The following is a 15,164-nucleotide window of genomic DNA, read 5'->3' on the forward strand; positions in this document are numbered from 1 at the left end:
GGATAATGACTGAGCGAATAGTATCAACAGGAATATACTTTCATCATTACCTTTATTATCGGCATATTACACTGCTCAAACCAGAGGGTAGTCCAGAGCCGAGCTATCCCCCTCATCGCCATACGAGGGCGATAAACAGGCCGAATCGGCAGATAGAAAAAAAGAGAGCCGAGGCTCTCTTTTCCCAATCCAATTGGCACTGAGTACTACTTACTCGTCGCCTTGTGGCTTTCTTCGTACATACGTTCGATTTGCTGGTGATAACGATCATGGATCACCTTGCGACGCAGTTTCTGGGTCGGTGTCAGTTCACCTTTATCCATCGAAAAGGCGCTCGGTAGCAGGGTGAATTTCTTCACCTGTTCAAAACGCGCCAAGTCTTTTTGCAATTCAACCACCCGCTTTTCAATCAACTCGATGATCTGACTATGTTTAACCAGCTCCATCCGATCTTGATACTTGATGTTCAACTCACGGGCATGCTCTTCAAGCGTTTCAAAGCAAGGTACAATCAAGGCTGATACAAACTTACGCGTATCGGCAATCACCGCGATCTGCTCGATAAAATGATCTTTACCAATGGCACCCTCAATTACCTGCGGAGCAATGTACTTACCGCCGGAGGTCTTCATCAGCTCCTTGATACGGTCGGTAATAAACACATTACCTTCCTCATCAATGTGGCCCGCATCACCGGTTTTCAGGAAACCGTCCTCGGTGAAGTTCTTGGCAGTTTCTTCCGGCATATTGTAATAACCGCGCATCACCATCGGGCCACGTACCAAAATTTCATTGTTTTCGCCAATCTTCACTTCGGCACCCGGCATCGACATACCGATTGAATCTGGGTTGAAACTCCTGTCATCCCAGCACGATACCGTTGCCGTAGTTTCCGTCATACCGTAGCCCAGCTTGACGTTGATACCGATAGCATGGAAGAAACGGCCGATGCTCTCATCGAGCTTGGCACCACCACACGGCATAAACTTGATGTTGCCACCAAGAATAGCGCGTAGCTTCGACAATACCAGCTTGTCCGCCAGCGCATGGCTTTTTTTCAACATCCAAGATGGCTCTCGGCACTCCTGACGCGCCAGGGCCATGCGGGCGCCCATATTGACAGCCCAAGTAAAGATCACCTTGCGTTGGAAAGGTGCGCGGGAAACCTTATCGTGGACGGTAGAGAAAATCTTCTCGTAAACCCTTGGCACAGCCGCCATGACATTTGGCTTCACTTCGGCCAAGGCGTCTTTAAGCAAGTTCGTATCAGACAGGTAACAGTTCACCCCGCCACGGTGTAATACATAGAAGGTCCATGCACGCTCAAAAACGTGCGAAAGAGGAAGGAAACACAGCGATACATCGCCCTCTTCCAATGCCAGTTTCTGATCGTGGCCTTCAAGTTGTGAACCGATGTTGGCGTAATCGAGCATCACCCCTTTCGGTGTCCCCGTAGTGCCCGAGGTGTAAATCAAGGTCAGCAGATCATCCATTGCCGCGTCATCTAAACGTTGGGCCAAGGTGCCTTGCGCCGCCGTTTCAGCCGCCGCCACAAAGTCCTCAAAACGGATGACTAACGGGTGTTCGGTCAGGCTCTCTACCTCACCCATCACCACGATATGCTCAAGATCAGGGCATTCACCAGCCACTGAAACAGCAGCATCAAGTTGAGATTGCTCGCCAACAAACAGGATGCGGATTGCTGCATCATTGATAATGTATGCAGCTTGCTGCGGGGTATTGGTTGGGTAAATCGGGACAGTTACAGCTCGGTTATACAGTGTTGCAAAGTCAGCCACTGTCCATCGTGGCATGTTATTGGAGAAAATACCGACTTTGTCTTGGACATTCAGACCATGTCCAACCATAGCCAGCGCGAGCTGTTGGATCTGCTCACCAAACTCACTCCAGCGGATATCCTGCCATTGACCTGCCACTTGGTGGCGTAATGCAACCTGATCACCTAAACGTTCAACTTGGGAACGAATGCGGTTGACGATATGAAATTCACGTTTAGCCATAACTACTCTGCCGTTCTGGCTTACACCTGTAAGCCTATTTTGCAAGGAGTCTACCCGTGACGTAGGGAGAAAGGCAACTCTGTGACCTCACAAAATCCCCATTTGCCTGGTACGACCAGAATTGAAAAGCCAGGTATTACAAAGGCTCTACCTTTCCCTAATAGTGCTGCTACAAAGTGTAAGGAAATACGTCTAACTTCCGCTTACTAAAGAGTATAACGGCACAAATTCACACGCTCATAATAATTAAGAAGCCAGCAACTGCTGACTTCTGCTCGAACAACGGTATTAAATTCGATTAGATAGAACTGTCACCGCACACGGCAAGCAGCTGATCACGCATCCAGATATGGCCCTTGTCCTTCTGTGAAGACTCGTGCCAGCTGAGATAACCCGAAATCTTGGCTGACTCAACCGGTAGTGGCAAGATCTTCAGCTGTTGGCTGGCAGCAGTCACGTTGGCCAGCCAGCGTGGTACCACAGCAATCAGTTCAGACTGGCTAACGACATACATAATGTTGCTCAGGCTCGTCCCTTGGTAGGCTTCCTGGTAGCTTGCGTGGTTATTGTAGATATGATCGGCAAACATCTTCACGCCAGGGGTAGACTTCATAACCGCATGCAGCTCTTGAGTGAAAACCGCTTCACTAATGCTCTCACCAATACGTGGGTGGTTACCGGCTGCAACCACGACAAGCTCATCACTGAACAATTCGGTACTGCAGAAGCCCGGTTCGTCAAAGCGCACATAATCAATCACAAAATCGATATCTTGGTAATGCATCTTCTGGGTCAGCTTGGCATCCAACTCGACTTCAACCTGTACACGCACGTCTGGTGCCTGCTCGGCCACATTGCTTAAGATTCGAGGCGCAAAACGCATATCTGACGGGCTGCAAACAGCCAGCTTAAAGGTACGGGTTGACGTCTCCGGCGAAAAAATAGAAGACGGCAATTCATTTTTCACCAGCTGCAGCGCCTGGCGAAGTGGACCGAATAACTGCTTAGCACGCTGGGTCGGCTGGATCCCACGACCATAACGGATAAACAACTCATCGTTAAACATCACTTTCAATCGAGCAACGGCATTACTCACTGCCGGTTGGGACATACCCAGGTTGTGCGCAGCGCGGGTGATATTTTGCTCCTGCATGACCGCGTCAAACACGGTCAATAGATTGAGATCAACACTACGTAAGTTGGATTCCATTTTATACCCATCAGCAGGGTGAATAGATGAATTTCTGCGTGCCATTATTTGCCTCTATAGATTACCGTTATGGGGCAAAATCCGTTATGCCGCCGGTGAATAGTTGGGCAATCCGATGCCTCTGAAAACTGACTCCCTCTTGCGGGGTGAGGCCAGTATGTTTCAAATAGATTGACGAAATAAATAGGCGAGTATCAGCAAATTGGTGCAGTTATATATAAAAAACTGAATTCAGAATACAAACACATACAATACATACGCTTAAGGCTGATATAAAAAGATCTAAAATATCTATAATTAAAATAAAGCTATAATTATAAGCAAAATTAAAAAGTTAGAAGAAAGAAAAAAGGGCCTATTTAGGCCCTTGTCCAACCACAGCTGTGGAATGCTAAACCGTCGTTATCGCCGATTTATAGCTATTGACGTTATGATTGGTATACCACTCAACCATTGCTTCTTCGACGACCTCTGGGTACTCCACCTGTTCCCACAGCTGCTGCCATAATTCATCACAGTTATGCCAGTTCCCCGCTAACACCCAGCGAGCAATAGCCGTCGCTACATCTGGCATTATCACCCGGCCGACAGAATCACTGTCCAGCCAGTTTCTCACCGCAGCGGGATCAAGGTAGCTCATCGAACTGGCCAGTCCCATCATTTCTAGGGTCATAACATTACTGATTTGCTCATACTGGCCATGCAATGGCTTGAGCAACAGTCTCTTGCCCAAGTTCATCGCCTCTGAAGGGAGCTCGAAACCACCGTTGGCTATCACGCCACGGCAAAGGTGTAATTGATGGTGAAAGCTATCCCGGTTAAGTCTGCGGATACTGACATTGCCATACTCGCTGTCATGGCTAGCCTCGGGGTGATAGCAGTAAAAACGGACTTGAGTAAAGCGGGTAAGCAAATCAAGCACCGCCTGCAGGTTCTCGAAAGGCAGGTAAACCAACACCGATTGATCACAGTCTTGCGATACTTCGCTAATCGGTACAATCGGCGGCAGGATCATCTGGTCGAAATGAAACCAGTGGACGCCCAACTGCTGAGCTGTCGGGGCAAAACGGCGCAGTACCATGCTATCAAACCAAGTCTGCCCCTGAGTCGGAATGTCTTGCAAAAATGCATTCTGATGGCTGAGCCCGATACTATGGACTTTCTGCTTTTTCGCCGCCCAGGCAGAGACTGGCTCAAAATCATTGAGTACCACATCGTAGGCCGATAAATCGAGGTTACGAACATCACGCAAGAACGTCGCTGAATGATTACTGGTGAGAGTTTTCCAACGGCTTACCTCACCATTTTCAGTGACAAAGGTCAGCCCGCGTCGGACTTTGAACTCACCGAAGCATTCCATATCAAAGTAGCGGTTATCGGGGCGACCTGAAAACAGGAAGTCGACATCCCCCCCCAATGTCGAAAACGCTCTGGCCATTTCGCGAGCCCGTGAAATATGGCCATTGCCCGTCCCCTGAACACCATAAAGGATCTTCATCTATTGGCTACTCCTTAGAAACTCACCAGCTGAAAGCACAATACGCCCAGCAGTGCCCCTGCAATGACATCGGTAATGTAGTGCACCCCCAGCAGCACACGGGAAAAGCCTATCGCTGCCGCCCACGGCCAGATAAACCAAGCGGTATCCGGATAAAATGCTGTGATGAGCGAGGCCATAACAAAAGCTGCGGCCGTATGGCCCGATGGTAAGCTGTACTTATCCGACGGCGTAATAAAGCTCGGCAGCGCTTCCGGACGGTTGCGCTTAAAGCAATTTTTCAGAACAAGGTAAACCGGAATTTCGAAGGCGAAGGCAAGTAACCCAGTTGCCACCACATCTGCTCCCTGCAGAGGATCAGCAACCCATGCCAACGCCGCAAAAATCACATACAGGTGACCATCCCCGGTATGGGATATCGCACGACTAAAACGCGCGACTTGAATATTGAAACGGTGACATAGGCAAAGCGCCGAAAATGCGTAATCAATTCGCTGTAACGGTGTCAGTAAGGTCATTGTCGAGATCCTAAGCTGATTTAACTCTGGATCAGATTAGGAAAGGGATATGACAACGCAGTGACGCTTTAAAGGAGGGATAATGACAATCCTTCCACACCGTGCAGGAGGATTGCCAAAGGGGACAATTAAGCAGAGGCTAAATTTTCGTGGCGGTGTACCAACTTGAAGTCAGACAAGATCACGTATGCCGCAGGGATCATGAACAGTACCAACAGGGTTGAGGTAAAGATCCCAAAAACAATCGAGATCACCAACGGCTTGATGACCTGGGCCTGCAAGCTGGTTTCCAACATCAACGGCAACAAGCCAGCAGCGGTGGTTAGCGATGTAAGGAAAACCGCCCTGAAGCGCTCTCGACTGGCCTCTACCACGGCTTTTTCAATATCGTCGCCATCATCGAGGTGGTGGCGAATATACTGCACCAGCAAGATGGAATCATTAACCACTACCCCAGCCAACGAAACAAAGCCCATCATGCTCGGCATACTGAGCGGGTGCCCTAGCAGCAAATGGCCCCAGAACACCCCAATCAAAGCCAGTGGAATAGCCAGCAGTACCACAAAGGGTTCGAGGTAGCTGCGGAACTGAAAGCTTAGGATCACAAACACCCCAAAGATCCCCAGCATAAACCCTGTTGCCATCGACTGTCCGGTTTCTGCGGTGTCCTTGGCCGCCCCTTCGAAATCAAAGCGAAGCCCCGGGTAATCCTGTTGCAGTTTAGGCATCAACTTGGTTCTAAACTGGTTCAACACCTCGCCAGAACTGATCACACTCTCTTGCAAATCACCATAAACGCTGAGAGTACGCAACCCGTTAATTCGTTGGATACGGACATAGTTTCGCTGATGCTCGAGGATGGCCACCGAGGCCAGCGGGATCTGACTACCATCAGATAAAATGATCGGAAAACTTGCAAGGGTCTGCAGATCCGCCGCCCGCTCTTTGTTGAACATCACCTCAATTTCAATGTTTTCAGGCCCGATTTGGATTTCATCGGCGGTCTGGCCGAAATACGCAGCCCGAAGCTGTGAAGCAATCATTTGACCATCGACCCCGAAAGACTCAGCTCCCGGGCGCAGGCGGATCAACACTTCGGGCTTACCCATCCGCATATCATCCAGCACACCCGAGACCCCGGCAAATTCATTGAAAAACTGCTGGGTCTCGATAGAAGCCGCTTTGAGCATCGCCAAGTCATCATGCTGCATCCGCACTTCAATGGCCCGGCCACCCGGCCCCATCGCTGGTTGCTTGAAGACCAAGGCTACCGGTGAAGCAAGCTCACCGACTTCTTCCCGCCACGCATCAATAAACTCATCGACCAAGCTATTGCGGATCTCGGCACTGAGCAAATCGAGCCTAACAGTCGCGACATGCGGGCCACTCTCATCGGCATCGGCATTGAAGTTGAACTGCTCGGTAATATTCTTAACCAGTGGCATGCCACCTTCGTTACGTTCACTCCACTGGACATTAAGGCGTTTTGCCGAAGCAACCACTTCGCTCACAACGGCTTCCGTCTGGCTAAGCGTAGAGCCTGGGGGCAAGATGATCCGCGCTTCGGCAATATCGCCATCCAATTCCGGAAAGCCGACAAACTTGAGCCCACCACCAGCCAATAAGGCAAAAGAAGCAAACAACAAACCAATCACCCCGCCGACAAACAGGTAGCGCCACTGCACCACCAGCGCGACCATCTTGACGAGGCGTTCATTGCGAAAGTGCTCGAAGCGGGCCAGGAAGTTTTGCTTCCATTTTGGTGGCAGTTTCTCCTGCTTTTGCCGGTGCAATGAATGGCTGAGGTGACTGGGTAAAATCAGGAAGGCTTCAATCAAGCTGATCGTCAGTACCAAGATCAGTACCTGCGGTACCACCCGCAATACCGCACCCATCTCCCCTTCGAGGAAGATCAAGCTACCGAAGATACAGATAGTGGTGAGGAAAGATGACACCACTCCCGGCAGCACTTTCTTCACGCCGTTATACACCGCATCCTGGATCTTCTGCCCACGATCCAGATGGGAAGCAATCGACTCGGAGATCACTATCGCATCATCCATCATGATCCCGATGGCCATCAGCAGGCCGACTAACGACATAATATTGATAGACAAAGAGAAAGCAGCCATCAAGTACATACTGCCAAGAAAAGCGACCGGCAAGCCTGCGGCGATCCAGAAGGAATAGCGGAACGAGAAGAATAGCCACATTACGGCAAAGACCAGCACGACCCCCTGCCAGCCATTTCTGACCATCATGGTCAGGCGATCCCATAACAGTGACGAGAGATCGTTGGTCAGCGTCAGGGTCACTCCGGTCGGTGCCCGCTGGTTTTCAGCTTCGACAAACGCCGCCACCCGCTCTTTGATCCGCAACGCATCATCAGCCTTGTTCTTGCTGATCCGCAGCATTGCCGACGGCATACCGTCAAACAACACCTTCTGCTCATCAAGGGCAAAGCGATCGGTAATGGTGGCGACATCTCCCAAGCGCAAAACTGCGCCAAGGGTGTCCGCCCCGACAACTGTTCGGGCAATGGTCTCCGGGGTAATTTTCTGCTCATCGAAGCGGATCAATAAATTACGATCTGCCAGTTCTATATTACCGCTCGGCAACTTAATATTTTGCCGGCTCAATTTGTTGGCAATATCACTGACACTCAAGCCTAGCTGGCGTATCGCAACTTCATCAAGTTCGACCCTAAGCTGGTGGTCGGAGAAACCACTGACGTCGACCAATGAAACACCATAGTCAAGCTTAAGAGTACGCTTGAGTTGTTCGGCATACGCCTTGAGGTGTGGCAGGCTGGTATCGGCTTTGATCGCCACATCAACCACCGGCTCATTCCAGTCCAGCTCACGGACTATCGGAGATTCAATTTCAGACGGAAAATCATTAATCGCGTTGATCTGGGTCTGTACATCCACCAGCATCCGCGATACCACCTCGCTACTGGTCAGCTTAAGGATCAGCGATGCCGAGCCTTCTACCGCTTCACAGCGGGTCTCTATGATATTAGACAACCCATCCACGGCATCTTCCATCCGCATACAGATGCTCTCTTCCACTTCCTGAGGCGAGGCTCCAGGGTAGACCACCGAGGCAATGATGTAAGGGGGGGCAAAATCCGGGAAGGTTTCACGCTTGATCTTAGGCAGGGACACCAGCCCCAAGATGATCAACGCCAGCATCATCAGGTTAGCGGCGGTTGGGTGACGGGAGAAATAACGGATCATGAAGCTGGCTCCTGATCGTGCTCTTGAACCTCTTCAACTGGCTGGCCATTTACGGTCACAATTCTCAACGCCATTCCCGCAACAGCAGGCAGCAGATCATTGACCACCAACTGAGTACCGGACGCCAGTTCGCCACTGATCGCCACTTGGCCATCACGGCGGAACAGTACTGTCACCGGCTGGATTTTCAAATTACTCTCACTATCGATCAAGTAGACTTTATCGCCATGCAAAGCCCGCTCAGGGATCACCCAGTGCGGGTTGGGCTGGCCAGATACCCGCGCTTCGACAAACATCCCATTAACCAAGGGCGGAGCAGTTTCCGGTGATAGCTGGCTGTAATCCTGATCAACCTCAAGGATCACTCCGACGGTGGCCTGATTGGCACTCACCGTATCACTGATACGGGTCACTTTTGCTGGCCATTGCTGGATAAAGCTGCCACTGGACAACTGGATTCTAGCACTGAGATCGAGCTGGTCAGCCCGAGGCTTGCCATCGGCATGGGCGGTATACTGAGTCAAGCTAGCAGCCAGCACCTGCATATCATGCAGGGCGATTTGGGCATCAATTTCCACGGTATCAATACCGTGCGCCACCACCATCACCTGCTGGGTATTCACTACCTGATCCTGTTCGATATCCACGTTGGAAATCCGAGCATCGATCGGCAAAGTGATCACGGTTTTCTGCAAAGAGCGCTTCGCTTCGCTCACCTGCGACAAGTTCACCTCCAGCTGAGCCTGGGTGACCTTGCGTTCGTTAGGCAACACGATGAGCTGGTTCTCGATTTCCTGCACCACTTTCTGGCTCGCCAACGTATTTTGCAGCTCCAAATCGACGGTCGACTGCGAAGTTAGCCCCTTGGTGCGCAGTTCCTGTTTGCGCGCCAGCTCTTTCTTGCTGATTGCTAATCTGTTTTTTTCTATCTTGAGGGTGGTTTTGAGGTTTTGCTCTTCCTGCGATAGCTTAGCCAGCTGTGCCTGACTGGCACTGACATCAGCTTCAGCCTGCGCCAGACGCAACTCATAATCCAAGGGGTCAATATTGAGCAATATAGTACCCGCGTCCAATACCCGACCTTTATTCAGATCAGGGTGACGGTATACCACCTTACCCGTCACTTCCGCGATGGCTTGCCACTCCACCTTCGGCGCAACCCGGCCAAACCCCGCCGCCACTGGCGCAAGTTGTTGCTGCTCAAGGTTGATCACATCGACCACCCTAGCACGCTCGAGTGCCGGCTTGACGTCCGGCGACGGACGCAAATTTATCGCCAACACCAAGATCACCACACCAGCCAGTACAGCAGGAAACAGGAGTAGTTTACGGTTCTTCAGCATGGTTTATTCTCTTCCTTTAGTATCATCAATCCACGTACCAATAAGTTGACATTGTGCTCGGCAAGTTCAGCCAAATACGCTTCATCCATTTCTATATTTTGCAGGGTCAACATTGAGGGTGGGATCAGAAAAGGAAACACCATCAAGCTGATAAAACTCATTCTTGCCTTATTGGGACAAACATCAGACCTCAGCTCCCCTTGGGTCTGCAATTGCTTAAACATCACGTCGATCGCCGGGCGGGCCACCTCGTTGAAAATCTTTTCCATGGTTTGACGCTGGAGATCGGCGGGCTCCATCATCATGGCGCGAGCAATCAACTTGGGCATATCTGGGTTGGGTGCCATGATCCGATAATAAGTACGCATCAAATCACCAATGGAGGCAAAATCCCCCTTGGCCAGGGCGACTTTCAACTGGGCATGGATAGGCTTCACCGTTTCCCTCAGCATGGCTTCATACAACCCAGCCTTGTTGGCAAAGTAGTAGCGGATCAACGCCACATTAACGTCTGCACGGTTAGCTATCATCCGCGTCGACACCTTGTTGTAAGGCAAGCTGACAAACAGCTTCCTCGCTTCGGCAATCAACCTATCTCTGGCGTCAGACTCCCCGACCGGACGCCCGGCTTTACCCACCATGCAGCCTCCTCTGTTTTTGCTGTTTGATGAACATGCTGCTCCTAGATAGCTCAATTAATCACATGATTAATTTTAAATCCTCTCCCGTATACCAACAGGACAATAATTCCCCACAATTTAATCAATTGATTAATTTTACTATAAGAGAGAATGCCTCACCTTGATGTGGATTCAACAAACAAATAACATTCCCACGCTGTATCTCCACCATACCCTCCGTTCGTCCGCCAACTACACAGGATCCTCCACACTGCATACAACTGGTCAGATTTGTTGTGACCACCATTAAATATCAACTGAATAACCATAAAAATAAAATAAACATGCAATTAATGGTTGACGGTCCACCTGTCTATTTGGTATTCATTTGTTAACCAAGTTTGTGGATATATTTCAATTATGAAAATGCGTTTCTCATCTCTTCTCCTAAGCCTCCTCCTTATCGTGAATACATCGCGCGGGTAGCTTATGAGTGGGAAACACCACTAAGAATTCAAAAAACCCGCGCAGTCAGCGCGGGTTTTTTCTTATACAGGCCAGCGCAAGCGGATGCAGATAATGCCAATACCGGCAGCCAAAGAAAGGAAGTAGCAATGAAAGATCAGGTCATCATTTTCGATACCACGTTACGTGACGGTGAACAGGCGCTATCCGCCAGCCTGACGGTAAAAGAAAAACTGCAGATCGCTTATGCCCTTGAACGCCTCGGGGTAGATGTCATCGAAGCTGGCTTCCCGGTTTCATCTCCGGGTGACTTCGAGTCGGTCCAAACCATTGCCAAACACATCAAGAACAGCCGAGTCTGTGCCCTATCTCGCGCAGTCGCCAAAGACATTGATGTCGCAGCCGAATCATTGAAAGTGGCCGAGGCATTTAGGATCCACACCTTTATTTCTACTTCCACCGTCCATGTTCAGGACAAACTGCGCCGCAGCTACGATGACGTGATAGAAATGGGTGTCGCCGCCGTTAAGCGTGCCCGCAACTACACCGATGATGTCGAGTTCTCGTGTGAAGATGCAGGCCGAACTCCAATTGATAACCTATGTCGGATGGTGGAAGCAGCCATTAATGCCGGTGCCAGCACCATTAACATTCCTGATACTGTTGGCTATACCCTACCGAGTGAATTTGGCGGCATCGTCAGCCAGTTGTTCGAACGCGTCCCGAATATCGACAAGGCTATTATCTCGGTGCACTGCCACGACGACCTAGGTATGTCGGTTGCCAACTCGATGGCTGCGGTGCAAGCCGGTGCCCGCCAGGTTGAAGGAACAATCAACGGATTGGGCGAACGGGCGGGCAACTGTTCGCTAGAAGAGATCGCCATGATCATCAAAACCCGCGCTGAGTTATTGGGTGTACACACCAACATCAAACACGATGAGATCCACCGCACCAGCAAGATGGTCAGCCAACTTTGCAACATGCCGGTACAAGCCAACAAGGCTATCGTGGGTGCCAATGCCTTCAGCCACTCGTCGGGTATCCATCAGGACGGCATGCTGAAGAACAAGAACACCTACGAAATCATGACACCCGAGTCGATTGGCCTGAAGAACCAAGCGCTGAACCTGACGTCGCGTTCAGGCCGCGCCGCGGTGAAGAGCCACATGGATGCACTGGGTTACACCGAAAACGAATACAACCTGGATGACCTATACGCCGACTTCCTGAAGCTAGCCGACCGCAAGGGCCAAGTCTTCGATTACGATCTTGAAGCACTGATGCACTTTGCCAACCTGCGCGACGAAGATGACTTCTTCAAACTCAACTACCTAAGTGTGCAATCCGGTAGCGTGATGGCAACCACCAGCATCAAGCTGCAGTGTGGTGATGAGGAAAAATGCGAAGCCGCTGTCGGTAACGGCCCTGTCGATGCACTATACCAATGTATCTATCGCCTTACCGGTTATGAAATCGTACTGGACAAGTTCGATCTTACCGCCAAGGGTGAAGGGGAAGATGGTCTGGGTCAGGCCGACATCATCGCCAACTACAAAGGCCGCAAGTACCACGGTACAGGCTTGGCGACCGATATTGTCGAAGCGTCAGGACAAGCACTAATTCACGTGATAAACAGTATTTATCGCGCCGATCAAATTGCAGAAATTAAACAGAAATCCCAAATGGAGACAGTATAACCATGGCAGGTACATATAAAATTGCCGTTCTACCGGGTGACGGTATTGGCCCAGAAGTTATGCAGCAGGCCCACAAAGTATTGGCCGCTGTACAAGAGAAATTCGGTTTCACCCTAGACTGCGACGAGTACGATGTCGGTGGTATCGCCATCGATAACCATGGTTGTCCATTGCCTGAGGCTACAATGAAAGGCTGTGAAGCCTCAGATGCCATCCTGTTCGGTTCAGTGGGCGGCCCGAAATGGGAGCACCTACCACCTAACGATCAACCTGAGCGCGGCGCATTGCTGCCATTGCGCAAGCACTTCCAGCTGTTCTGCAACCTGCGTCCGGCACAGATCCACAGTGGCCTTGAGGCATTCTCGCCACTGCGTGCCGATATCTCCGAGCGCGGCTTCGACATCGTGGTGGTACGCGAGCTAACTGGCGGTATCTATTTCGGCCAGCCGAAAGGCCGCGAAGGGGAAGGCCCGCAAGAGAAAGCTTACGATACCGAGATTTACCACCGTTACGAAATCGAACGTATTGCCCGTATTGCCTTCGAATCAGCCATGCTACGTAACAAGAACGTTTACTCCATCGATAAAGCCAACGTGCTGCAGAGCTCTATCCTGTGGCGTGAAGTGGTAGAAGAAGTGGCGCAGGACTACCCAGAAGTCACGCTGAACCACATGTACATTGATAATGCGACGATGCAACTGATCAAAGATCCATCGCAGTTCGACGTCATGCTGTGTTCGAATATCTTCGGTGACATCATCTCGGACGAGTGCGCGATGATCACAGGCTCCATGGGGATGCTGCCATCAGCCAGCCTGAACCAAGATAAGTTCGGTATGTACGAACCTGCAGGTGGCTCAGCGCCAGATATCGCAGGAAAGAATATTGCCAACCCGGTGGCACAGATCCTATCTGCTGCCCTGATGCTACGTTACAGCTTGGGCGAAGAGCCCGCTGCACGCGCTATCGAACAGGCCGTATCGCAAGCGCTGGAAGCCGGTGAGCTGACCGCTGACCTAGCGGGTAACAGCGCAGCACTAAGCACGAGCGAAATGGGCGATAAGATAGCCCAGTACGTTCGCCAAGCCTAATCGCAGCAAGGAGCAAATGAGCAATGTCTAATACTAAAGCGCCTCAGACGCTATACGAAAAAATCTATGATGCCCATGTTGCGGTTGCCGCCCAAGGCGAAAACCCGATCTTGTACATCGACCGCCATCTGGTACATGAAGTGACTTCACCGCAGGCCTTTGATGGTCTGCGTGAAAAAGGCCGCAAGGTACGCCAAGTCGGCAAAACCTTCGCCACCATGGATCACAACGTCTCGACTCAAACCAAGGACATCAATGCCTCGGGCGAAATGGCCCGCATCCAGATGGAAACACTGGCCAAGAACTGCCAAGAGTTCGGTGTCACCCTTTACGATCTGAACCACAAATACCAAGGTATCGTCCATGTCATGGGCCCTGAGCTCGGCATCACCCTGCCGGGCATGACGATTGTGTGTGGTGACTCGCACACCGCCACCCACGGCGCATTCGGCTCGCTGGCATTCGGGATCGGTACCTCGGAAGTCGAGCACGTACTGGCAACCCAGACCTTAAAACAAGCCCGTGCCAAGACGATGAAGATCGAAGTCAAAGGCAAGGTGGCTGAGGGCATTACGGCCAAGGACATCGTGCTGGCTATCATCGGCAAAACCACCGCTGCTGGCGGTACTGGTCACGTAGTGGAGTTCTGTGGTGAAGCCATTACCGATCTTACCATGGAAGGCCGTATGACGGTCTGTAATATGGCCATCGAGCTAGGTGCCAAGGCAGGCCTTATCGCTCCGGACCAAACGACCTTCGATTACATCACGGATCGCAAGTTCTCTCCGACCGGCGGCGATCTTGACGCGGCTATCGAATACTGGAAGACGCTAAAGACTGACGACGATGCCAAGTTCGATGCGGTTGTGACCCTAGATGCCAAAGACATCAAGCCGCAGGTCACTTGGGGGACAAACCCAGGCCAGGTCATTGCTGTCGACCAACCCATCCCAGGCCCGGCTGACTTTGTCGATCCGGTAGAGCAGGCGTCGGCTGAAAAAGCACTGGCTTACATGGGTTTGGAAGCAGGTAAAAAACTGTCTGATTTTGCAATCGATAAAGTCTTTATCGGCTCATGTACTAACTCACGTATCGAAGATATGCGTGCAGCAGCAGCGATTGCCAAAGGCCGCAAGGTTGCATCAAACGTGCAGGCACTGGTTGTTCCGGGATCGGAGCAAGTGAAAGCCCAGGCTGAAAAAGAAGGACTGGATAAGATTTTCATCGAAGCCGGTTTCGAATGGCGCCTACCAGGCTGTTCAATGTGTCTGGCGATGAACAACGATCGCCTAGGTCCGGGCGAGCGCTGCGCATCAACCAGTAACCGTAACTTTGAAGGCCGCCAAGGTCGCGACGGACGTACCCACCTAGTCAGCCCTGCGATGGCTGCGGCAGCCGCTTGTGCTGGCCACTTTGTTGATATCCGCGAACTAGACAACGTTGCAGTGACGGCTTAAGA

Annotated in this window: 10 protein-coding genes; 3 read left to right on the forward strand and 7 right to left on the reverse strand. The window is 51.1% G+C overall.

Annotation, left to right across the window (positions count from 1 at the left end):
• Positions 1 to 206 precede the first annotated feature (206 nt).
• From ACVA53_RS09445 to ACVA53_RS09475, 7 genes are all read right to left on the reverse strand, one after another.
• Positions 207 to 2,021, reverse strand: a complete 1,815-nt coding sequence (locus tag ACVA53_RS09445; protein WP_446504952.1) for an AMP-dependent synthetase/ligase — start codon at positions 2,019 to 2,021, stop codon at positions 207 to 209.
• Between the two features lie 298 nt (positions 2,022 to 2,319).
• Positions 2,320 to 3,276 (reverse strand): transcriptional regulator LeuO, encoded by a 957-nt coding sequence (leuO, locus tag ACVA53_RS09450; RefSeq protein ID WP_255043049.1) that lies wholly within the window; start codon positions 3,274 to 3,276, stop codon positions 2,320 to 2,322.
• A gap of 346 nt (positions 3,277 to 3,622) precedes the next feature.
• On the reverse strand, positions 3,623 to 4,729 hold the full coding sequence (locus ACVA53_RS09455) for an MJ1255/VC2487 family glycosyltransferase (RefSeq protein ID WP_446504953.1): 1,107 nt from the start codon (positions 4,727 to 4,729) through the stop codon (positions 3,623 to 3,625).
• Between the two features lie 14 nt (positions 4,730 to 4,743).
• Positions 4,744 to 5,247 (reverse strand): phosphatase PAP2 family protein, encoded by a 504-nt coding sequence (locus ACVA53_RS09460; RefSeq protein WP_255043047.1) that lies wholly within the window; start codon positions 5,245 to 5,247, stop codon positions 4,744 to 4,746.
• Positions 5,248 to 5,375: 128 nt separating this feature from the next.
• Entirely contained in the window at positions 5,376 to 8,486 is a 3,111-nt protein-coding gene (locus tag ACVA53_RS09465; RefSeq protein WP_446504954.1) for an efflux RND transporter permease subunit, read from the reverse strand.
• Entirely contained in the window at positions 8,483 to 9,829 is a 1,347-nt protein-coding gene (locus ACVA53_RS09470) for an efflux RND transporter periplasmic adaptor subunit (RefSeq protein WP_446504955.1), read from the reverse strand. Before ACVA53_RS09470 ends, ACVA53_RS09465 begins: the two co-directional genes overlap by 4 nt.
• A complete protein-coding gene (locus tag ACVA53_RS09475; RefSeq protein WP_255043044.1) occupies positions 9,823 to 10,470 on the reverse strand; it encodes a TetR/AcrR family transcriptional regulator in 648 nt (215 codons plus the stop codon). The genes ACVA53_RS09470 and ACVA53_RS09475 overlap by 7 nt, the downstream gene beginning before the upstream one ends.
• A 593-nt stretch (positions 10,471 to 11,063) precedes the next feature.
• Here ACVA53_RS09475 and leuA point away from each other — a divergent pair.
• From leuA to leuC, 3 genes are read left to right on the forward strand one after another with little or no spacing between them, the layout of a single operon-like run.
• Positions 11,064 to 12,614, forward strand: coding sequence for a 2-isopropylmalate synthase (leuA, locus tag ACVA53_RS09480; RefSeq protein WP_446504956.1), 1,551 nt, complete (start codon positions 11,064 to 11,066; stop codon positions 12,612 to 12,614).
• 2 nt (positions 12,615 to 12,616) lie between these two features.
• On the forward strand, positions 12,617 to 13,705 hold the full coding sequence (gene leuB / locus ACVA53_RS09485; RefSeq protein WP_446504957.1) for a 3-isopropylmalate dehydrogenase: 1,089 nt from the start codon (positions 12,617 to 12,619) through the stop codon (positions 13,703 to 13,705).
• A 23-nt stretch (positions 13,706 to 13,728) separates the two neighbouring features.
• Positions 13,729 to 15,162 (forward strand): 3-isopropylmalate dehydratase large subunit, encoded by a 1,434-nt coding sequence (gene leuC, locus ACVA53_RS09490; protein WP_255043041.1) that lies wholly within the window; start codon positions 13,729 to 13,731, stop codon positions 15,160 to 15,162.
• The last annotated feature ends 2 nt before the right edge of the window (positions 15,163 to 15,164 follow it).

This window comes from Photobacterium sp. DNB23_23_1, assembly GCF_052873815.1.

Coding starts and splice junctions, on each gene's coding strand:
- ACVA53_RS09470 (WP_446504955.1), bottom strand. CDS start 9,829: ATGCTGAAGAACCGTAAACTACTCCTGTTTCCTGCTGTACTGGCTGGT.
- leuA (WP_446504956.1), top strand. CDS start 11,064: ATGAAAGATCAGGTCATCATTTTCGATACCACGTTACGTGACGGTGAA.
- ACVA53_RS09445 (WP_446504952.1), bottom strand. CDS start 2,021: ATGGCTAAACGTGAATTTCATATCGTCAACCGCATTCGTTCCCAAGTT.
- ACVA53_RS09455 (WP_446504953.1), bottom strand. CDS start 4,729: ATGAAGATCCTTTATGGTGTTCAGGGGACGGGCAATGGCCATATTTCA.
- ACVA53_RS09465 (WP_446504954.1), bottom strand. CDS start 8,486: ATGATCCGTTATTTCTCCCGTCACCCAACCGCCGCTAACCTGATGATG.
- leuC (WP_255043041.1), top strand. CDS start 13,729: ATGTCTAATACTAAAGCGCCTCAGACGCTATACGAAAAAATCTATGAT.
- ACVA53_RS09475 (WP_255043044.1), bottom strand. CDS start 10,470: ATGGTGGGTAAAGCCGGGCGTCCGGTCGGGGAGTCTGACGCCAGAGAT.
- ACVA53_RS09460 (WP_255043047.1), bottom strand. CDS start 5,247: ATGACCTTACTGACACCGTTACAGCGAATTGATTACGCATTTTCGGCG.
- leuB (WP_446504957.1), top strand. CDS start 12,617: ATGGCAGGTACATATAAAATTGCCGTTCTACCGGGTGACGGTATTGGC.
- leuO (WP_255043049.1), bottom strand. CDS start 3,276: ATGGCACGCAGAAATTCATCTATTCACCCTGCTGATGGGTATAAAATG.